The organism is Caballeronia mineralivorans PML1(12) (genome assembly GCF_001028175.1).
Lineage (GTDB): Bacteria > Pseudomonadota > Gammaproteobacteria > Burkholderiales > Burkholderiaceae > Caballeronia > Caballeronia mineralivorans.
This window is the reverse complement of sequence record NZ_AEJF01000093.1, coordinates 26,374-48,777: the sequence shown is the minus strand read 5'-3', so window position 1 is coordinate 48,777 and position 22,404 is coordinate 26,374. Positions and strand designations below refer to the sequence as shown.

Here is a 22,404-nt window from a genome sequence, read left to right as displayed (position 1 = left end):
GACGGCATCAGCCGACGTGGCAGAGAACAACTCACGCAGCCGGGACAGAACACCGTCGCGACTCAAGGAGCGACACGTGAAGCGTAACAAGAACTCGACTCTCAGCGACGATCCGCTCTGGTACAAAGACGCGATCATCTATCAGATCCACATCAAATCCTTCTTCGATGCGAACAACGACGGCATCGGCGATTTCCCCGGCCTGCTCGCGAAGCTCGATTACATCTCGGAACTCGGCGTCGACACGATCTGGCTGCTGCCGTTCTATCCGTCGCCACGGCGTGACGACGGATACGACATAGCCGATTACCGCAACGTGCATCCCGATTACGGCACCCTCGGCGACGTGAAGCGTTTCATCCAGGAAGCGCACGCACGCGGGATTCGCGTGATCACCGAACTGGTCATCAACCACACGTCCGATCAACACCCGTGGTTCCAGCGCGCGCGTCTGGCGAAGCCGGGCTCGAATCATCGCAACTACTATGTCTGGTCCGATACCGACAAGAAGTACGAAGACACACGGATTATTTTCATCGATTCGGAGCCGTCCAACTGGACGCATGATCCGGTCGCGGGGCAGTACTACTGGCACCGCTTCTTCAACCACCAGCCGGACCTGAACTTCGATAACCCCGCCGTGCTGAAGGAAGTGCTGCAGGTGATGCGCTTCTGGCTGGATATCGGTATTGATGGATTGCGGCTGGACGCGGTGCCGTACCTTGTCGAACGCGAAGGCACGAATAATGAGAACCTGCCGGAAACGCACGCAATCCTGAAGAAGATTCGCGCGACCATCGACGCGGAATATCCGAACCGCATGTTGCTGGCCGAAGCGAATCAATGGCCGGAAGACGTGAAGGAATATTTCGGCGACGAAGACGAATGCCACATGGCCTTCCACTTCCCGCTGATGCCGCGCATTTATATGTCGATTGCGAGCGAAGACCGCTTCCCGATCACCGACATCATGCGGCAGACACCGGATCTCGCGCCGACCAACCAGTGGGCGATTTTCCTGCGCAATCACGACGAACTCACGCTCGAAATGGTGACGGATTCCGAGCGCGATTATTTGTGGAACACGTACGCGAGTGACCGTCGCGCGCGGCTGAATCTCGGCATTCGCCGGCGTCTCGCGCCGCTGATGGAACGCGACCGGCGACGCATCGAACTGATCAATTCGCTGCTGCTGTCCATGCCGGGCACGCCCGTGATCTATTACGGCGATGAACTCGGCATGGGCGACAACATCCACCTCGGCGACCGTGACGGCGTACGTACGCCAATGCAGTGGTCATCCGATAGGAACGGCGGGTTTTCGCGCGCCGATCCCGAGCAGCTCGTGCTGCCACCGGTCATGGGTTCGCTCTACGGCTACGACGCCGTGAACGTGGAATCGCAGAGCCGCGACCCGCACTCGCTGCTCAACTGGACCCGCAAGATGCTCACGGTGCGTCGCGGGAAACAGGCGTTCGGACGAGGCGCGATCCGCTTCCTGCGTCCGAACAACCGCAAGATCCTCGCGTATCTGCGCGAGGTCGAGGGCGAACCGCCGATCCTCTGTGTGGCGAACTTGTCGCGTGCACCTCAGGCCGTGGAACTCGATCTGTCCGAATACGCCGGTTCGGTGCCGCTGGAAATGACCGCGGACTCTGCGTTCCCGCCGATCGGCCAGCTCACCTATTTGCTGACCTTCCCGCCCTACGGTTTCCTGTGGTTCCAGTTGTGCCCGGGCAATCAGCGTCCAGCATGGAGCCAGGCACCCTCCGAACAACTGCCCGAATTCGTGACGATGGTGATCCGTGCCGGCCAGACCGGCCCGACACCCGAAAACGTGCGGCTGCTCGAATCGGAAGTGCTGCCGTCTTATTTGAGCAAGCGGCGCTGGTTTGCATCGAAGGACCGGACGCTGGTCGGCGTACGGCTCGCGGCATTGACGACCATTCCCGAAGCGGGTTTTGCGTTCACGGAGATCGAAGCCGATGTCGGCGACCACGTCGAACGCTACGTGCTGCCGCTCACGATTGCATGGGGCACTGAAACCACCTCGCCGCTCTATATGCAGCTCGCGCTCGCGCGTGTGCGCCAGGTCCGCAATATCGGCCATATCACCGATGCCTTCGCGGTCCCCAATTTCGCCTACGGCGTGCTGCGCAAACTCAAGCAACGGGCCGTCATTCCCACGGTTCAGAAAAGCGAAATCTGCTTTATTCCGACCGAACGGCTTGAAGCGCTGAACTTCGATATCAAGCCCGGCGAACCGCTGCCGGAAATCCGCTGGTTAGCTGCGGAACAGAGCAACAGTTCGCTCGTGATCGGCGATCAGGTCGTGTTGAAACTGGTGCGTCGGCTGGTTGGCGGGATTCATCCGGAAGCCGAAATGAGCCGGCATCTGACGAAGCTCGGTTACGAGAACACGGGACCGCTGTTCGGGGAAGTCGTGCGGGTGGATCCGGAAGGCGTGCCGCATACGCTGTGCATTTTGCAAGGTTTCATCGACAACCAGGGCGATGCCTGGAATTACGCGCTCGATTACCTGCGCCGCACCGTGGATGAACTCGCGCTGGCCGTGGATACCGACGACCACTCGATGGATCGCGAGAAGGAAGTGCTGGGCATCGAAGGCTACAGGAAGGTCACGGGGATCATCGGGCAGCGGCTGGGCGAGCTGCACGTCGCGCTCGCCCGACCCTCCGACGACCCCGCTTTTGCGCCCGAAAAGGCGTCGAAGAAGGACGTACGCAGCTGGAACGACAGTACGCACACGCTGCTCGTCACGGCGCTCGACATCCTGGCGGCAAAGCTCCTGGAGTTCAACGAGCATGATCGCGCGATGGCGCAGAGCCTGCTCGATCGCCGCGATCTGCTGCTTGCAGCCGTGCAAAAGCTGGTGCCGGAAAACGCCGATGCATTGCGCATCCGTATTCACGGCGACTTCCACCTGGGCCAGGTGCTGATGGCGCAGGGCGATGCTTTCCTGATCGACTTCGAAGGTGAACCGGCCCGGCCGCTGGAGGAACGCCGCAAGAAGTCGAGCCCGTTGCGGGACGTGGCCGGCTTATTGCGTTCCTTGTCGTATGCCAGCGCGGCGGCGCAACCGACGACCGGAAATGCGCCGCAGGCAACCGCCGATCGCAAGCGCGCGTTGTTCGAGCGCCTCCGCGGTCATGGCGAAGAAGCGTTCCTGATCGAATATCGCGCGGCGGTGGCGGCTTCTCCGCAACCGATTGCCGGCGACGAAGCCACGCAGGCCGCCCTGCTCGACCTCTTCCTGATCGAGAAGGCAGCCTACGAAATCCGCTATGAAGCGGCGAACCGTCCGACCTGGATTGGCTTGCCGTTGCGTGGCCTCGCGTCGCTTGCGAGCCGCCTGCTGGGCGATACGGGCGCACCGCCCGCGCCGGGTTCGCGGCCCGTGGACCCCGCATTCAAGGACAGCTCCGATGGAAACGAACATGAATAAGCGCACTGACGCCAGGATGCTGACCGAAGGTTTGCATCCGCTCGATATCGACGCGCTCGTCGACGCTCGCCATCCCGATCCGTTTTCGAAGCTTGGGCTTCATCAGACCGACGCCGGCCCCGTGGTTCGCGTGCTGCTGCCGGGTGCGTCCGGGGTGCAGGTGCTTGAGCGCGACAGCGGCAAGCCGCTCGGCACGCTCACGAAGATTCACCCGGCGGGGTTGTTTGTCGGGTTTATCGATGAAATGCAGCCGTATCGGTTGAATATCGATTGGCACGGCACGCCGCAGGAAGTCGCCGATACCTATTCGTTCGGCCCCGTTCTAAGCGATGAAGCGTTGAACCGCGTCTCCGGTGGGGACCCGTATGCGGTCATGGAATGCCTTGGCTCTCGACCGGTCGTACATGGCGGCGTAGCCGGTGTGCGGTTTGCGGTCTGGGCGCCGAATGCGCGGCGTGTTTCTGTGGTCGGCGACTTCAACTCGTGGGACGGCCGCCGGCATCCGATGCGGCTGCGCCACAACGTCGGCGTCTGGGAACTGTTCGTGCCGGGTTTGGGCGCGGGTACGCGCTACAAGTACGAGATCGTCTCGCGCGACGGCCACACGTTGCCGTTGAAAGCCGATCCGTGCGCGATGCAAAGCGAGCGGCCACCGGCGACCGCTTCGGTGGTGGCGGATGTTGATGCTATCGATGGATACGCCTGGACCGACAGCGAGTGGATGAACACACGCGGTCCGAGACAGACCGTCAACGCGCCTATCTCGGTGTATGAGGTTCATGCGGAATCGTGGCTGCGGGTGCCGGAGGAAGGCAACCGCGGTATGAACTGGCATGAGCTTGCCGAGCGTCTGATTCCGTATGCGAAGAGCATGGGGTTCACGCATCTGGAATTCATGCCGATTGCCGAGCATCCATTCGGCGGCTCGTGGGGATATCAGCCGCTGGGGCAATTCGCGCCCTCGGCGCGGTTCGGGACGCCTGAGCAATTTGCCGAGTTCGTGAACCGCGCGCATGAAGCGGAGCTGGGGATCATTCTCGACTGGGTGCCGGCGCATTTTCCGAACGATGCCCACGGTCTTGTCGAGTTCGACGGCACGCCGCTTTACGAGCACGCGGATCCGCGCGAGGGATATCACCAGGACTGGAACACGATGATCTATAACCTCGGCCGTAACGAGGTTAGCGCGTTCCTGGTGGCATCGGGGCTGGCTTGGCTAAAGCGTTATCACGTCGATGGTTTGCGCGTGGACGCGGTGGCTTCCATGTTGTATCGCGACTATTCGCGCAAGGCGGGCGAATGGGTGCCGAATAGGTATGGCGGCCGCGAGAATCTCGAATCGATAGCATTCCTCAAGCGTCTCAACCACGAAGTCCGTCAGATTCCCGGCGCGATTACGGTTGCTGAAGAATCGACGGCGTGGCCGGGCGTCACTGCTTCGCTGGAAAGCGGCGGACTAGGGTTCGATTTCAAGTGGAACATGGGCTGGATGCACGACACGTTGCACTACATGGAAGAGGATCCGATCAATCGAAAGTATCACCACAACATGTTCACGTTCGGGATGGTCTACGCGTATTCCGAGCGATTCGTGCTGCCGCTTTCGCATGATGAAGTGGTTCATGGGAAGGGTTCGTTGATTGGCAAGATGCCGGGGGATCACTGGCAGAAGTTTGCGAATCTGCGTGCGTACCTGGGTTTCATGTGGACACATCCGGGCAAGAAACTGTTGTTCATGGGTGGTGAGTTTGGTCAATTCGGGGAGTTTAATCACGATACATCGCCGCACTGGCATTTGCTTGACGATGTGTTCCATGGCGGGTTGCAGAGGCTGGTCCGCGATTTGAACCGGGTGTATGGCGAGGAACCAGCGCTGCACAAACTTGATAGCGATCCACGGGGTTTTGACTGGCTGATCGGCGATGACGCTGGCAATAGCGTTTTTGCGTTTCGTCGGACTGATGGTGAGGGTCGTGAATGCGTGGTGATTTCGAATATGACGCCGGTGCCGCGGGTGGGGTATCGGATTGGGTTGCCGCGTGGCGGGCGTTGGAGTGAGATCGTTAATTCGGATGCTTCGATTTATGGTGGATCGAACATGGGGAATGGGGGCGTGATTCACGCCGAGAATGTTTTTAGTCATGGGTGGGAGTGGTCTGCTGCGCTGACTTTGCCGCCGTTGGCGACGATTGTGCTGCGTGCTGATTAGCGTTGTTCGCACTCGATCCGGGATTTTTGGGGAGTGGGTGGAGGTGGTCGGAAGGGGATGATTCGGGGTTAGCGGTCGGGGTCAATGCCGGGTTGCTGCTGCTTGGGTCTGTGGTCGGTTTAAGTTTGCTGTTTTCTTTATCACTGTTAGCCACTGTGCGTGGCGGCACTTCATTTCTTTTTCCACCGGCGAAAAAGAAACAGAAGCAAAGAAAACGCCTCCCAACAATCGGCTAGTTGGTGTCCCTAGCGTGCAGGCTAGAAGTTTTTGGCACCTGATAGCACGGTGCTCGCCAGACTGAAGGATGTTTGAACCCCTCCTTCTCGCGAATCCTGACACGAACACGCTTCGCCCCCAACGCTCTCGGGCAAGCACGATGGTCCACGGACCATTACGGCCTCACGTGTTCGTTCACTCGTGTCTTGCACAGCTTGTTGATTTGTTTGTTGCCGGTTGGGTGGTGAGTGAGTAGGGGCGGCGGCTGACAGGTTTTTGGTTTTGCCGCGTGGACTGCGTGCTTCTTTCTTGAGCTGGTTGTTCGCGGATAGCGCGGGATGTCCCTTAGGCAGGCTCAGTCACTGGTGGCGAAGCGTATGGGTATCTGTGTTCGGAGAGGTCGGGCTTCAAACATTCTTGAGTCTGGCGAGCACCGTGCTATTTAAGTGCCAGAGACATCGGAACTGCACGCTAGGGACACTAACTTGCCGATGGTTGGAAAGCGCTTTCTTTGCTTCGTTTCTTTGTCGCTTTGGAAAAAGAAATGACGTGCCGCCACGCACAGTGGCTAATAGTGATAAAGAGAAAATCCGACTCATGCAGACCGCTAAGGCCGAAAGCACCAACCCGGCATAAACCCCGACCGCTAACCCTGAACCGGCAGCCCAGCAACAAGCCCGACCACCCCTGACCGCCCCAAAAACCCCAAAACCAAACCGAGTGCGAACGGAAAATCCATGGCTAATTCATTTCCCGACAAGTTACTCCCGGGCGCGGCCTACCCGCTCGGAGCCAACTGGGACGGTTTAGGCGTCAACTTCGCAGTGTTCTCCGCGAACGCACAAAAAATCGAAGTGTGTCTCTTCGACACCACCGGGCGCAAGGAACTCGCGCGCTTCGAACTGCCGGAATGCACCGATGAAATCTGGCACGGCTACCTCCCAGGCGCACACCCCGGCACAGTCTACGGCTTCCGCGCACACGGCCCCTACCAACCGCACCACGGCCATCGCTTCAACCCGCACAAACTACTCCTCGACCCCTACGCCAAAAAACTGGTCGGCCAATGGCGCTGGTCCGACGCGCTGTTCGGTTATCGCGTGCATTCGAACCGGCTCGACCTGTCAATGGATCGACGCGATTCAGCCCCCGCCACCCCCAAATGCGTTGTCACCGACGACGCCTTCGACTGGTCCCGCGACACCCGTCCCAACGTCCCCTGGGGCGAAACCGTCATCTACGAAACCCACGTGCGCGGCACCTCCATGCTGCGCAACGACATCCGCCAGCACGAACGCGGATCGTTCGCGGCGTTGTCCTCGCCATGGTTCATCGAACACTTGCAAAAGCTCGGCGTGACCGCCGTCGAATTCCTGCCCGTGCACGCGTTTCTCAACGACCGCTTCCTGGTCGAACGCGGTCTCAAAAATTACTGGGGCTACAACACGGCAGCGTTCTTCGCGCCAGAACCCTCGTATCTGTCGACCAACCGGCTGAACGAAATGCGCATCGCCGTGCGCCGGCTCCACGCGGCAGGCATCGAAGTGATTCTCGACGTGGTCTACAACCACACCTGCGAAGGCAACGAGCAAGGGCCGACCGTGTCATGGCGCGGCCTCGACAACGCCAGCTACTACCGCCTGATCCCCGGCGACGAACGGCGCTACATCAACGACACCGGTTGCGGCAATACAGTGAACCTGTCGCATCCACGCGTCCTGCAAATGGTCATGGACTCGCTGCGCTACTGGGCGACGGCCTTCAACATCGATGGCTTCCGCTTCGATCTCGGCGTAACGCTAGGCCGCGAAGGCCACGGTTTCGACCCCGGTTCCGGCTTCTTCGACGCCATCCGCCAAGACCCGGTCCTCAACACGCGCAAGATGATTTCCGAACCGTGGGACATCGGCCCGGACGGTTATCAGGTCGGCAATCACCCGCCCGGCTTCGCCGAATGGAACGATAAATTCCGCGACGGCGTACGCCGCTTCTGGCGTGGCGACGCAGGCGTGCGGCCCGATCTCGCCGCGCGTCTTACCGGCTCGGCCGAACTGTTCCACCGGCGATTCAGGAAGCCATGGGCATCGGTGAATTTCGTGGCGTCGCACGACGGTTTTACGCTCGTGGACGTGACGTCGTACGAGCAGAAACACAACGAAGCAAATCAGGAGGGCAACAACGACGGCCACAACGAAAACTGCAGCACAAACTGGGGTGTGGAAGGCCCGACCGACGATCCCGAGATCCTCGAAACGCGCGGCCGCGTGGCCCGCGCGCTGATCGCGACGAACCTGCTCTCGCTCGGCACGCCGATGCTGCTCGGCGGCGACGAATTCGGCCGCACGCAACGCGGCAACAATAACGCGTACTGCCAGGACAACGAGATTTCGTGGATGGACTGGAGCCTGGCAGAGTCCCCGGCTGGCCGCACGATGACGGAGTTCGTCGCACGCGTCATCGCACTGCGCAAAAACTACCCGATATTGCGGGAAATGCGCTTTCTCCACGGCGATCGTGAAGTGTTGCCGGGGCTCTATGACGTCGGCTGGTTCGACGAGCGCGGCGCGGCGCTGACCATCGACGCGTGGCAGGATCCCGAAGGACGCGCGCTAACGCTGCGTCGAGCGGGGCCCGGTCTCAACGGGGAAGTGGATGTCATCCTGATCATGATGAACGGTTCAGCACAAGCGCTGACCTTCACGCCGCCCGCGCCGCACTTGGAATGGAATGTGCTCATGGATAGCGCTGCGCCTGACGGCTTGCAGCACCCACTGATCGGTGGAGAACTGGAGATTCAGGCGCACAGCGTGGCTGTGCTGCTGGCGCAGCCGACCGGGGACGCTGACTGGCAGGCTGTATGGATGGCCGGCGCGCACGAAGGGCCGCGGCTCTTGACGGCGTTGCCGCCGGACCCCGGCACGATCGGATCGAGACGGACAGCAGAACCCTGGAAAGTGCCCGAACCTGCGCCGCCTGCAAAGGAGGAAAATTGAACGGCTCAAGGACGTCATGCAAAGACACCGGGCAGACTCACGCCAAGTATTCGAAAGCGCACCGAAGGCACACACATCATGTCCGAAACCCCGATCGATCCGCACAAGCATCACCACGCCTATTGCCTGCCCTTCGGTGCCCATCTCACCGATGCGGGTCACTCGCGGTATCGCTTCTGGGCGCCAACGCTCAAGACGGTGCAACTGGAGCTTTATGGCGACGACCAGAAACCCACGCTCATCGACATGACGCCTACCGGCGGCGGCTGGTTCGAAGCGCTCGCCGAGGGCGGTGCGGGCACGCGCTACCGTTATCGAATTAATGCGGATCTGGCGGTGCCCGATCCGACCTCCCGGTTCCAGCCCGACGACGTCCACGGTCCAAGCGAAGTCATCGATCCACGCGCCTTTCGCTGGGAAAACACGAACTGGCATGGCCGGCCGTGGGAAGAAACCGTGCTGTACGAAGTGCACGTCGGCGCGCTGGGCGGTTATGCCGGCGTCACGCGCCGCCTGAAGGAATTCGCGCACCTTGGCGTGACAGCAATCGAACTGATGCCGCTCAACGACTTCAGCGGCAGCCGCAACTGGGGTTACGACGGCGTGCTGCCCTACGCACCCGACTCGGCGTACGGCACGCTGGACGAACTGAAGACGCTCATCGATACCGCGCATGGCGTCGGCCTGATGGTCTTCCTCGACGTGGTCTATAACCACTTCGGCCCGGACGGCAACTATCTGAGCGCTTACGCCAAGTCGTTTTTCCGCGAAGGCGTAAATACGCCGTGGGGTCCGGCGATCGATTTCGAACGCCCGCAAGTGCGCGACTTCTTCTTCGACAACGCGCTGTACTGGCTGAAGGAATATCGCTTCGATGGCCTGCGCCTCGACGCCGTCCACGCCATCAACGACGACGAATGGCTGCGCGAACTGGCGGATCGCGTGCGTTCGTCGGTGGAAGCGGGCCGGCATGTGCATCTGGTGCTGGAGAACGAGCACAACACGTCGAACCTGCTCGAGACGCATTTCAACGCGCAATGGAGCGACGACTCGCACAACACGCTGCATGTGCTGCTGACCGGCGAAGACGAGAGTTATTACGGTGCGTACAGCGACCAGCCGATACAAAAACTCGCGCGCGTGCTGAGCGAAGGGTTTGTGTACCAAGGCGAGCCCTCGCCCATTCACGACGGCAAGCCGCGCGGCGAACCAAGCGCTCACTTGCCGCCCACGGCTTTCGTGATGTTTCTGCAAAATCACGATCAGGTCGGCAATCGCGCGATGGGCGAGCGCCTGCGTTCGCTTTGCAGCGAAGACGCGCTCTACGCCGCAACGGGCTTGATGTTGCTCAGCCCGCAAATCCCCATGCTGTTCATGGAAGAGCAGCACGGCTCCACGCAGCCGTTCCTGTTCTTCACCGACTATCACGACGAACTTGCCGATGCCGTACGCGAAGGCCGTCGCAAGGAATTTGCCAAGTTCTCCGCGTTCTCCGACGAAAAACGCCGCGCCCGGATTCCCGATCCCAACGGCATCGAAACATTCAGGATGTCGTCGCCGGATGAAAGCAAGCAAGCCGCCGATCACATGGACTGGCTCCACTTCTATCGCTCGGCGCTGGCCGTGCGCACGAAGCTGCTGATGCCGCATCTGAAGAGCGCGAAGGCGCTCGGCGCCAAGGTTATTGGCGAGAAAGCGGTGCTGGCGAACTGGCGGCTTGGCGACGGCAGCACCTATTCCATCGCGCTGAACCTGGACAAGAAAGCCGTCCCGCTCACCGGCCATCCGCCGGGCAAGGTCGTATTCGAAACGCCGGCTCGTGCCCGCGATGCGGCGGATCGTGGCGAGCTTGGCGCGGAAACTTTTATCGCGTGGCTGACGGGCGATTTCGCCGATGCCGCGTTTAATCATGACGCCCGCCGCGTCAAAGCTTCGGGGAAAACCTCGTGAGCACGACCATCGACACCCCGGCTACGCCGGATAAAACCCCCAGCGCCATCGAGGCGCTCGCCACCAAGGCCGGTTTCGAGGTCGAGTGGCAAGACGCGCACAAGCAGATCCAGCGTGTGCCGGAAAACACGCTGAAAGTGCTGCTGGAACGCCTCGGCCTGCCCTGCGGCAACGCCACGCAACTCAAGCAGAGTACAGCCACGCTCGACGCCGAATTGTCCGGGCGAAAGTTGCCGCCGCTGATGACAGCGGAAGTCGATCGCGGCATTTCCCTGCCGATGGCAGCCGTGAAAACGGGTGCGCGATATCGGATCGAACTGGAAAGCGGTGCGGTGATCGATGGGCGGTTTACCTCGCCGAAAGGGGAAATCGCGCTGCTCTCGCCAATCTCCGAGCCGGGTTATCACACGCTCGTGATCAACGAGCAGCGCACGACGCTCGCCGTCGCGCCGGCCCGCTGCTACACCATCGACGACGCCTGGCGCGCGCTCGATCCTGCCACTGAAACAACTCCGCCGATGTGGGGCATCGCCGCGCAAGTCTACGGTCTGCGGCGCACGGGCGATGGCGGCGTCGGCGATTTTTCCGCGCTGGCGACACTCGCCGCCGAAAGCGCGCAGCGCGGCGGTCACGCGATCGCGGTCAGCCCCATGCACGCGATGTTCAGCGCCGAGCCGCATAAATTCAGCCCGTATTCACCGTCGTCGCGTTTGTTCCTGAACATTGCACACATCGATCCGGCGGCAGTGATGGGACCGGAAGCGGCGCAAGCGGCGCACGAGGCAGCCGGTGTCGCCGATGAATTCGCCAAACTCGAAACGCTGCAGCTGATCGACTGGCCGCGCGTGGTGACGGCGAAACTGGCCGTGCTGCGCGCGTTGTTCGCGCAGTTCAACGCGCAAGACAACGACATGTTGCACATGGACTTCGCGCGGTTCGTAAAGCGCGGCGGGCGCGCACTGGAAGACCATGCGCGCTTCGAAGCACTGCAGGCAGCACAATTGAAGGAAACCAACGAAGGTTACTGGCGCAACTGGGCCGATGAATTGCGCGATCCGCGCAGCACGGCCGTTGCGGAATTCGCCGCCGCGCACAAACACGAAGTCGATTTTTTCCTGTTCGCGCAATGGCTCGCCGCCAAAGGCTTGTCGCACGCGCAACACGTCGCGCGCGACTCGGGCATGGCGATCGGTTTGATCGCGGATCTGGCCGTGGGTTGCGACAGCGCGGGCAGCCACGCGTGGTCGTATCGCGATGAAATGCTGCAAGGCGTGTCCGTCGGCGCGCCGCCCGATTTGTTCAACCAGGCCGGGCAGTCTTGGGGTCTCACCACGTTTTCACCGCGCGCGATGCGCACGCAGGGCTTTTCGGCGTTTATCGATATGCTCCGTGCCGCGTTCACGCTCGCGGGCGGGATTCGCATCGACCACATTCTCGGTTTGAGGCGCCTCTGGCTCGTGCCCGATGGCGAAAGCGCGAAGAACGGCGCGTATCTGCGTTATCCGCTCGACGACCTGCTGCGGCTGATTACGCTCGAATCGTGGCGGCATAAGGCCATCGTAATCGGCGAGGATCTCGGCACCGTTCCACCCGGTTTTCGCGAACGCTTGCAAGAACATGGTCTACTCGGCATCCGCGTACTCTGGTTCGAACGCGCGGAAAAAGGGCCGGGTTTCAAGGCGCCGGCCGACTGGGATCACGACGTGGCCGCGACCACCACCACGCACGACCTGCCGACCGTTACCGGCTGGTGGATCGGCGAAGACATCGTGTGGCGCTCGAAGATTGGTCAGACTGCCGCGAGGGCCGACGGGCAGGATCCGGTGGAATTGGCGCAAGTGGAACGCGGCGAGGATCGTAAATTGCTGTGGTCTGCCTTTCAGGAAGCCGGTGTCGCCGCGCCCGACGTCTCCGTGCCCGCCGATATCTCCCCGCAGACCGCACCGGTCGACGAAGCGCTCGCGTTCGTGGCGTCCACGCCCGCGCCGCTCGCGATCTATCCGCTGGAAGATCTGCTCGCGCTCGCCGAGATGCCGAACCTGCCTGGTTCCATCGACGAACATCCGAACTGGCGCCGGCGGCTCGCTGCACCCGTATCCGAACTCTTCGACGACGATTCGTTCGTCGGCCGCCTGCTCGCTATCGACCAGGCACGACAGAAATCCGCCCAGACGAAGGCGGCCACGCATAACGCTTCACCCACCGACTGACACCATGACCGTTCCGCGCTCCACGCTCCGGCTGCAGCTACACAAGGATTTCACCTTCGACGACGCCGCGCGTCAGGTCGACTACATGGCGGCGCTGGGGATCAGCCACGCGTATTTGTCACCGGTCACGACCGCGACCAGCGGTTCGACGCACGGTTACGACACGGTGGATTACACGCGGGTCAATCCGGAGCTCGGCGGTGAGGAAGGCTTGAGGCGCTTCGTTGAAAAGCTGCGGGCGCACGAGATGGGCGTGATCGTGGACGTGGTGCCGAATCACATGGGCGTGGGAGGTTCGGAAAACCTCTGGTGGATGGATATCCTGGAATGGGGACGTCACGCCGCGCATGCGCGCTATTTCGACGTGGACTGGCATTCGCCTGACCCCGCGTTGCGTGGCAAGGTGCTCGCGCCGTTCCTGGGAGCCGCGTACGGCGAGGAATTGCAGGGCGGCAAGATCAAACTCGTGTTCGACGCCGACGCAGGACGCTTCAAGATCGAGTATTACGCGCACACGTTTCCGGTGAGCCCGCTCGACTACACGTCCGTGTTGCAGGACCACGCGCCGGAGATGGCGCGGCGCTTCACGGGCCTCTCGACGCAACCCGGCGATCAACCGCGCGCCGACGAAGCGCGAGCGGCTTTGAAAGAATTCGCGGCAACGATCGAAGGTAAACAAGCCATCGATACCGCCGTGCAAGCCCATTCCGGCGACAACCCCGTCGGCCGCGACCGTTTGCATCGTTTGCTGGAACGGCAGCATTACCGGCTCGCCTGGTGGCGGACAGCCGCCGACGAAGTGAACTGGCGGCGTTTCTTCGACGTCAGCACGCTCGGCGGCATGCGCGTAGAGCGCCCCGAAGTGTTCGAGGCATCGCATGCGCTGATTTTCCGGCTGTTCACGGAAGGGCTGATCGACGGCGTGCGGATCGATCACGTCGATGGCCTCGCCGAGCCGCGCGAATATTGCCAGCGATTGCGCAGCCGGCTTGAAGAACTCGCGGAATATCGGCCTGAAAATTTGCAGAACGGCCGCACGTATTTCGTCATCGAGAAAATCCTGGCGCGCGGTGAACCCGTGCGTGACGACTGGCGCATCGACGGCACCACCGGCTACGACTTCATGAACGACGTCGGCGCGTTGCTGCACGATCCGCGCGGCGCCGAACCGTTGGCAGAAAGCTGGGCCGAGTTGTCTGGACGTTCGGCCGACTTTGCCGTCGAAGCCGAAGCTGCGCGGCGCAAGATCCTGTCGGAGAACTTGTCGGCGGAACTCGACCGCGCCGCGCGCGCGTTGCAGCGGATCGCCCGCGATACGCCCGTTACCCGCGACTTCACGTATTCATCGCTGCGGCGAGTGGTGGCTGAACTTGTGGTGCACTTTCCCGTGTACCGGATCTATCCGGTCGGCGGCCAGCGCAGCGAAGACGACGAACGCTTTTTCTCACAGGCTTATGAAGCCGCGAAGGCCGCGCTGGCACCCGCCGATCTGGCTATCCTTGATCAAGTCGCGCAGTGGCTCGGCGGTCTGGGCGGCGACGAAGCCGTCGAAGAGAAACCACGTGAACGGGAACGTTTGCTCGACCGCGGAAAGGATCGTGAGCGTGATCGTCAGGCGGCGAATGGTCAGAACCAGAATCTGCAGGCGAATAGCGCCGGCTCGAATTCGAGCGGTTCACATCGGCGTAACGCGCAAACTTTGTTCTCCCAACTGACGTCGCCGGTGGCGGCGAAGGCGATTGAAGACACCGCGTGTTATCGATACGGCCGCCTCATCTCACGCAACGAAGTAGGTGCCGATCCAGGCGAGTTTTCACTGTCGGTCGACGCGTTCCACGCAGGCAATCTCGAACGTGCCAAACGCTTCCCGAACGCGATGCTCGCCACCGCGACGCACGATCACAAACGCGGCGAAGACGTCCGCGCGCGGATCGCGGGATTGAGCGAAATTCCCGGCGAATGGGCCGCGACGCTGCGAAGCTGGTCGACGTTGAACACGCCGCACCGGCGTGTATTGAAGAGCGATGAACACGGCTGGGCGCCGGGCGCTGCGGCCGAAGCCATGCTGTATCAGACGCTGGTGGGCTGCTGGCCGCCGACGCTCTCCCCCGACGATCAGGCCGGCGTGAAAGAACTCGCCGAACGGGTAAGCGCGTGGCAGCTGAAAGCGCTGCGTGAGGCCAAGTTACGCACGGGCTGGTTCGCTCCCGACGAGGCGTACGAAAACGCCTGCCGCGATTTTCTCTTCGATATCCTCGCGCCCCAGCGTCGCGACGGTTTTCTCGGCGAATTGCCGGCGTTTGTCGAGCGCGTCTCGCGGACCGGCGCGATCAATAGTTTCCAGCAGACGCTGTTGCGGCTGACATCGCCGGGCGTGCCGGATCTTTATCAGGGCACCGAACTATGGGATTTCAGTCTCGTCGATCCTGACAACCGGCGGCCGGTCGACTTCGAGCAGCGGCGCGCGTGGCTGAGTGAAGGCGAAGCTGAGGGAGCGCCATCGGAGCAATTGAAGAACTGGCGCGATGGCCGGGTGAAGCTCGGTATCGTGCGGCGTTCACTTGCCCTAAGGGCGCACGCGCATTCGCTGTTCGAACAGGGCGCTTACGTGCCGCTGAAGGTGGAAGGCGCGCATGCGGATAGCGTGATCGCGTTTGCGCGGCATGTGGGGAGCGCGTACGCGGTGGTTATCGCGACGCGGCTGGCCGATTCGCTGCTGGCTGAAAACGATACCGGCCTGCCGCTGGTCGATGCCGCGCATTGGGGAGATACAGCGGTCGTTTTGCCGGAAGCGCTGGCTTCGCGCGCGTTGTTCGACTGGCTGAGTCCGAACGCGCCCAAGTCCGATGGCCAGCGCTTGTTCATGCGCGACGCGCTGGTGGCGATGCCCGTCGCGTTGCTGATGGAGGAAGGGGTGCCACGGGTTTGAAATTGACACCGGCCCGCAAAAAAACGGGGCGAAAATCACTCCGCTTCCTGCGCCGCCTCTTCATGCGGATACACGCGCACGAGCACGATCCGCGGCCCGTTCATCTTCTTCACCACAATATCGAAACGATCGAAACCGATTCGCTGGCCTTCGCTAGGCAGATCGCCCAGCGCGTTGATGACAAGCCCGCCGACCGATTCCGCCTGCCCTTCGTCAATATCAATCCCCAACGCCCGTTCCAGCGATACCACCGGCAAGCTGCCCTTGCCCATCAGCGTGCCGTCGTCCATGCGCGACCAGTCGGCATCGCCTTGGCGAAACTCGTCGTGAATCTGGCCGACCAGCGCGCCCAGCAAGTTATCGAGCGTCAGGAATCCGATTGGTTTCTGGCCCTTGCGTCCGACCAGCGCAAAATGCGGCGCGCCCTTGCGAAAACGGCGGAACAATTCGAGCGCCGATAGATTACCCGCCACGTACTGCACCGGCCGCACGTGGCGCGCCAGCGCATCCTGCTTCGTGTCCTGTCGCGTCAAACCTTGCATCAGGCCGCGCCCGGCGCCATCGCGTGCGAGCAGCAGATCTTTCAGGTGAATCATGCCGAGCACGCGTTCGCCGGAGGCATCGGCGAAAAGCGGATAGCGGCTAAAGCGGTGGCGTGCGATCACCTGCATGTTTTCGCGCATCGGCACGTCGTTGCGCAGGCCGACCATTTCGTGATTCGGGCGCATTAGATCAGAGACCGTCATGCGGCTGAAATCGAGCGAATGAGCGATGGTATTCCACTCATCGGCGTTATAAGCAGACCCAGCCGACCCGGTTGCGGATGGCAAAGGAGCCTTCGATGCCCCGCTCAAGCGGCGGCCTCGCAGGATCAGCTTGAGTTCATCGGTGGAATAGTGGGCGTCGCTGCCATGTTCCGCTCCGAGCCCGAACAGCCGCAGCACGAAATTCGCGCTCGAATTCAGCACCCAGATAAACGGATACATCGCCCAGTAGAAGCCGTAGAGCGGCATCGCGACCCACAGGCCGACTTGTTCCGCACGCCTGATCGCCCACGATTTCGGCGCGAGTTCACCCACCACGATATGCAGGAACGAAATACAGGAGAACGCGAAAAACAGCGAGATGGCATCGATCAGCTTGGTCGATTCGATACCGGCAAGCGCGAACAACGGATGCAGCAATGCGGCGAACGCCGGTTCGCCCAGCCAGCCGAGCCCCAGTGACGCCAGCGTGATGCCGAGCTGACACGCCGACAAATACACGTCGAGCTTGCCGTGGACCTTCGCCAGCAAGCGCCCCGGCATGCCGTTCGACCGTGCGATCGCCTGGACGCGCGTGACGCGCAGCTTGACGAGTCCGAACTCGGCCGCGACGAAAAACCCGTTCAACGCGACGAGCAACAAGGCACCAATTAGCGCGACAACCTGATTCAAAGCGACCTGCTCCGCAAAATGAAACCGCCAGTATAGAGGTGCAAGCTGATCGAAAGTTAAATCAGGCAGCGCTCAACGGCACGCGAAACCTGAGCGCGACGGTTGCCCCATCGGCGAAATCGTCGTGTTCGAAGGTGCCGCTGTGCGCTTCGGCCACGCGTTTGCATAGCGCTAGCCCCCACGCGATGCGCGCCGCTTCCCGGGGTAACGTCGCCTGCTTGCGGGCAAAACCTTCGAGCGCGTGAGGGAGTTTGGGATCGAGAAGCGCTTTCTGCGATGCGGTGAACGTGACGACCGCGCTGAACGAGCCGCCCTCCGCGCGGGCGTCCAACACGACCGTCGATCCCGCCGCGCTCGCTTCGGTGGCGAACGCAAGCATCAGCCAGAGCGCCTGGGTGAGACGTTCGCTGTCGGCGCTGATTTGCTCCTCCGCCAACGACGATTCCATGAGCAACGTCACGTGCCGCGCACTTGCCAGACTGGAGCGTGCCTGCGTGGCAGCGTGTTCGACCAGTTGCCGCAGCGCAAGTGGCGCGCGGTTGAGCGCGAGTGTTTTGGTCTCGGCGCGGGTGGTATCGATGAACTGCTCGATCAACTTCACCTGCTGTTCCACGCCCGAGCGAATCCCGCCGAGCGCGCGCTGGGCGGCGGCATCGGCGACATCGACTTTGCGCTCCAGCACGTAGCCCCAGCTATGGATGGCATTCAACGGACCGCGTAGATCGTGCGACACGACCCCGAGCACATGATCGCGCATGAACAACGCCGCTTCGGCACGCAGATGAGCGCTGCGCTCGTCGGTTTGCGCCGGCGCGGCCCCTCCCGATGTCGACGCACCCGGGCAGTAAGGCGAGACGATCAGCGTCACGGTGTCGGCCCCGCCGGCGCTGCCGGGCAGCGCGAGGATGACGAACGCACGCGATCTCGACGGAGCCCCCTCGCTCTCGTCAATCGATACCTTCGCGCGCCGTACGCTGCCAGCGACAAGCGCAGCGTCGGCGACTTCGGCGAGTACGGCAATCAGGGGTTTGGGTAAGGCGGTATCGGTGAGAGCGCGGCCTTCTAATGCGCCCGCGTCGAGATCGAACAGATGCGCGAGCACGGTATCGGCTGACAGACAGCGCTGTGCGGTATCCAGCACGAGCACGCCGTCCGTACCCGCGACCGGCGCTTCAGGACGCGGAGCGCGCCCCGTTTCGACCGTGCCGGAAAAAGACGTTGTCACGATTGGAAGTCCTTGAGCGTTGATGAATGCGAGTATCTTGCCCGGCGTTATCGAGATGACTGGTCATTATAGGGGAGTGTTTCCGGGCTCTCTCTCGCGGGGCCGGCCGCCCCTTCTCCCCATTAACGAGATATTCGCCAGGGCGTGCAGCAAACGTCGTACGCGCTTCGCCCAGTGTAACGATGCTGGCCGAAGGCCCTACAATACCGCTTTCGAAACCCGCTGGCGGTGCCGGCTTTCCAAGGAGTTTTATATGGCGATCGTGACGACCGACTCAGGCCTCAAGTATGAAGATTTAGCAGTGGGTGAAGGCGCTGAAGCCGTCGCCGGCAAGTCGGTGAGCGTGCATTACACCGGCTGGCTCACGGACGGCCAGAAGTTCGACTCCAGCCATGACCGTAATGATCCGTTCGCTTTTGTGCTAGGCGGCGGGATGGTCATCAAGGGGTGGGACGAAGGTGTGCAGGGAATGAAAGTGGGCGGCAAGCGCAAGCTGACCATTCCGCCGCAACTGGGCTATGGCGTGCGAGGCGCCGGTGGCGTGATTCCGCCGAATGCGACGCTCGTGTTTGAAGTGGAATTGCTGGAAGTTTAAGGTTTGCTCGCGCTGGCGGACGGGGTTCTGCCGGCGGCGCGAGCGAAAAACACTGGGTCTAGCCGTTCAACCCACGCTCCAGATCCGCGCGAATATCCCCGGCATTTTCCAGCCCGACCGCGAGCCGGATCAACCCTTCCCTAATCCCCGCTGCTTCGCGGACCTCAGGCGTCAAGCGCCCGTGCGTTGTCGTTGATGGATGCGTGATAGTCGTACGCGTATCCCCAAGATTGCCGGTGATCGAACAGATTTTCGTCGCATCGATCACACGCCACGCATTCGCACGCTGCTCCTCACGCGTCTCGCCCTTCAACTCGAACGACACAATCGCCCCACCCGCCTTCTGCTGCTTTTTTGCAATGGCATATTGCGGATGCGACTCGAGCCCCGGATAGAACACCCGCTCGATCGCCGGATGCGTCTCCAGCCAGCGCGCAATCTCCAGCGCATTCGCCGACTGCTTCTCCACCCGCAGCGACAGCGTCTCCATCCCCTTCAACAACACCCACGCATTAAACGCCGACAACGTCGGCCCAGCACTGCGCACGAACGGAAACACCTTCTCCATGATGAACTGCTTCGACCCCACCAACGCACCTCCCAGCACGCGTCCCTGACCATCGAGGAACTTGGTGGCCGAATGCATGACGACATCCGCGCCCAGTTTCAGCGGCTGCTGCAACGCCGGGCTACAGAAGCAGTTATCGACGACAAACAGCGCACCCACTTCCTTCGAAATCTTCCCGATCGCCTCAATATCCGCAATCTCCGTCAGCGGATTCGACGGCGTTTCGAGGAAAAACATCTTCGTCTCGGGACGCACGGCGGCACGCCATTCATCGAGATTGGTGGGATCGACGAACGTGGTCGTAATGCCGAACTTGGTGAATATCTGCGAGAACATCCCGACCGTCGATCCGAACAAACTCTTCGAACTCACCAGGTGATCGCCCTGCTGCATCGAGCACATCACCACCGACATGATCGCGGCCATGCCTGAGGCCGTCGCCATGCACGCCTCGCCGCCTTCAAGCGCCGCCAAGCGGTTTTGAAACATCGCGACGGTCGGGTTCGTGAAGCGCGAGTACGTGTAAGCCTCTTCGGCGTTCTTGAAGCTCTCCGCTGCGTGCGCGGCGCTTTTGAACACAAAGCTCGACGTCAGGAAAATCGCTTCCGAGTGCTCGTTGAAATCACTGCGCAAGGTTCCCGCGCGGACGGCGAGCGTATCGAAGTTGAAGTTTTCGTCCATGTTCGTGTTTTCCATTCACATCTATTCATTTAGCCCGGCCAGAAAACCGGGACGCAAAAAAGCCCGCTTCTGCGTCAGCATGAGCGGGCTCGGTGCGGAAAAGCCTGTAGCGTCGCCGGTGCGTGGTCCAGATTCGCCACCGGTTCGCTTTAGCTGTTTCGGGTTCCGACTCAGGCTAACAATCTAGCCCGTTCATCCAAACCCGCGTCCGCAAGCTGATCTCAAATCGACGCAAACCCAATCCTATCACGACCGCCACGCGCTTATCGCGCGAGCTCACTCCACCGACAACTGCAAGTGCAACTGCGAACGCGATACGCCGCCTTCCATCGCTTCACTCGCAGCTTCACGATCCGACTGCGCTTGCGGCGCAAGACGCGCCGTCTCCAGCCGATCCAGATACGCCGAATCAATATCACCGGTGATGTAGTTGCCGTCGAAGCACGAAGCATCGAATTCACGCAGCGCCGGATTGATGTCGCGAATGGCCTGCTTCAGGTCGGCCACGTCCTGATACACCAGATGATCCGCGCCAATCATGCGCGCCACTTCGTCATCCGTGCGGCCATGAGCGACCAGTTCGCCGCGCGTGGGCATGTCGATGCCGTACACGTTCGGGAACTTCACCGGCGGCGCAGCGGACGCGAAAATCACCTTGGCGGCGCCGGCATCGCGCGCCATCTGCACGATTTCATGCGAGGTCGTGCCGCGCACGATGGAGTCATCGACGATCAGCACGTTCTTGCCCTTGAACTCGATCGCCATGGCGTTCAGCTTCTGGCGCACCGACTTCTTGCGCACAGCCTGCCCCGGCATGATGAAGGTGCGGCCAACATAGCGATTCTTGAAGAAACCTTCGCGATACTCCACGCCCAGCTTCGCGGCCACTTGCATGGCGGCAGGACGCGATGAATCCGGAATAGGCATCACCACGTCGATAGCGACGCCCGGCAGCACGCGCTTGATCTTCTCGGCGAGGTAATCGCCCATGCGCAGACGCGCGTTGTAGACCGGCACGCCGTCGAGGCACGAATCGGGACGCGCAAGATACACGAGCTCGAAGATGCAGGGGTTCAGGCTCGGGTTCTCGGCACATTGCTGGCTGTGCAGATTGCCGTCGTTATCGATGAAAATCGCTTCGCCCGGCTCCACGTCCCGCACGAATTCGAAGCCGATACCTTCAACAGCCACCGATTCCGACGCCACCATCCATTCCACACCGGTCGCGGTTTCCTGCTTGCCGAGGACCAGCGGACGGATGCCGAACGGGTCGCGGAAAGCAACGAGGCCGTAACCCGCGATCAGCGAAACGATGGCATACGAACCCTTCACTCGCCGATGCACTCCGCTCACCGCCTTGAACAGCGCGGTCGGGTCGAGTTGCAAGCCGGAGCTGGACAACTGCAGCTCGTGGGCGAAGACGTTGAGCAGGACCTCGGTATCGGACGCAGTGTTGATGTGCCGGCGATCGATCCGGAACATCTCCTCCTTCAACTGCGGCCAGTTCGTCAGGTTGCCGTTGTGGGCAAGGATGATGCCGAACGGTGCGTTCACGTAGAACGGCTGGGCTTCTTCCTCACTCGATGCCGATCCGGCCGTCGGATACCGCACTTGACCAATGCCGACATTACCCGGCAGGCTGCGCATGTTGCGCGTGCGGAACACGTCGCGCACCATGCCGTTGGCCTTATGCATGTGGAAGTTATTGCCGTTCGCCGTCGCAATGCCAGCCGCGTCCTGCCCGCGGTGCTGCAGCAGCAGCAAGCTGTCATAGATCAACTGGTTGACGGGAGTCTGGGAAACTACGCCTACGATGCCGCACATGGCATGGTCCTTCAAAGAGTCGAAACGGGTCGAAATGGCGTATCGGTGCAACTCATGCAGGACATGTGATCAGACTGCATGGGTGTTGCGCCGAGCCGTCGC

At 61.6% G+C, this 22,404-nt stretch carries 11 protein-coding genes; 7 read left to right on the top strand and 4 right to left on the bottom strand.

All coding sequences use genetic code 11. The features are described from left to right. The first annotated feature begins 76 nt into the window (after positions 1-76). From treS to treY, 6 genes are all read left to right on the top strand, one after another. The gene (treS, locus tag EOS_RS15200; protein WP_200908649.1) at positions 77-3,466 is read left to right on the top strand and encodes a maltose alpha-D-glucosyltransferase; all 3,390 of its coding nucleotides are present in this window, start codon (positions 77-79) and stop codon (positions 3,464-3,466) included. Beyond that, the gene (gene glgB, locus EOS_RS15195) at positions 3,459-5,675 is read left to right on the top strand and encodes a 1,4-alpha-glucan branching protein GlgB (protein WP_047847488.1); all 2,217 of its coding nucleotides are present in this window, start codon (positions 3,459-3,461) and stop codon (positions 5,673-5,675) included. The genes treS and glgB overlap by 8 nt, the downstream gene beginning before the upstream one ends. 953 nt (positions 5,676-6,628) lie before the next feature. After that, positions 6,629-8,884 (top strand): glycogen debranching protein GlgX, encoded by a 2,256-nt coding sequence (gene glgX / locus EOS_RS15190; RefSeq protein ID WP_047847487.1) that lies wholly within the window; start codon positions 6,629-6,631, stop codon positions 8,882-8,884. A 78-nt stretch (positions 8,885-8,962) separates the two neighbouring features. Then, the gene (gene treZ, locus EOS_RS15185; protein ID WP_047847486.1) at positions 8,963-10,834 is read left to right on the top strand and encodes a malto-oligosyltrehalose trehalohydrolase; all 1,872 of its coding nucleotides are present in this window, start codon (positions 8,963-8,965) and stop codon (positions 10,832-10,834) included. Next, positions 10,831-13,044, top strand: a complete 2,214-nt coding sequence (gene malQ, locus EOS_RS15180) for a 4-alpha-glucanotransferase (protein ID WP_235442824.1) — start codon at positions 10,831-10,833, stop codon at positions 13,042-13,044. The genes treZ and malQ overlap by 4 nt, the downstream gene beginning before the upstream one ends. A gap of 4 nt (positions 13,045-13,048) precedes the next feature. Further along, positions 13,049-15,973, top strand: coding sequence for a malto-oligosyltrehalose synthase (treY, locus tag EOS_RS15175; protein ID WP_047847485.1), 2,925 nt, complete (start codon positions 13,049-13,051; stop codon positions 15,971-15,973). Between the two features lie 35 nt (positions 15,974-16,008). On the opposite strand, the gene EOS_RS15170 is transcribed toward treY, so the two are convergent. Both EOS_RS15170 and EOS_RS48960 read right to left on the bottom strand, forming a co-directional pair. Continuing rightward, entirely contained in the window at positions 16,009-17,409 is a 1,401-nt protein-coding gene (locus EOS_RS15170) for a hemolysin family protein (protein ID WP_047847484.1), read from the bottom strand. A 61-nt stretch (positions 17,410-17,470) separates the two neighbouring features. Further along, the gene (locus tag EOS_RS48960) at positions 17,471-18,634 is read right to left on the bottom strand and encodes a sensor histidine kinase (RefSeq protein WP_326972928.1); all 1,164 of its coding nucleotides are present in this window, start codon (positions 18,632-18,634) and stop codon (positions 17,471-17,473) included. Positions 18,635-18,887: 253 nt separating this feature from the next. On the opposite strand from EOS_RS48960, the gene EOS_RS15160 reads away from it, so the two are divergent. Beyond that, a complete protein-coding gene (locus EOS_RS15160; RefSeq protein ID WP_047847483.1) occupies positions 18,888-19,229 on the top strand; it encodes an FKBP-type peptidyl-prolyl cis-trans isomerase in 342 nt (113 codons plus the stop codon). Between the two features lie 58 nt (positions 19,230-19,287). Here the strand turns inward: EOS_RS15160 and EOS_RS15155 are convergent, their stop codons facing one another. Together EOS_RS15155 and purF are read right to left on the bottom strand one after the other, a co-directional pair. After that, positions 19,288-20,478 carry an O-succinylhomoserine sulfhydrylase gene (locus EOS_RS15155; protein WP_047847538.1) on the bottom strand — a complete coding sequence of 397 codons (1,191 nt, stop codon included), beginning with the start codon at positions 20,476-20,478 and terminating at the stop codon, positions 19,288-19,290. A gap of 276 nt (positions 20,479-20,754) precedes the next feature. After that, positions 20,755-22,302: an amidophosphoribosyltransferase gene (purF, locus tag EOS_RS15150; protein ID WP_047847482.1), complete on the bottom strand. Its 1,548-nt coding sequence runs from the start codon at positions 22,300-22,302 to the stop codon at positions 20,755-20,757. Positions 22,303-22,404: the final 102 nt, after the last annotated feature.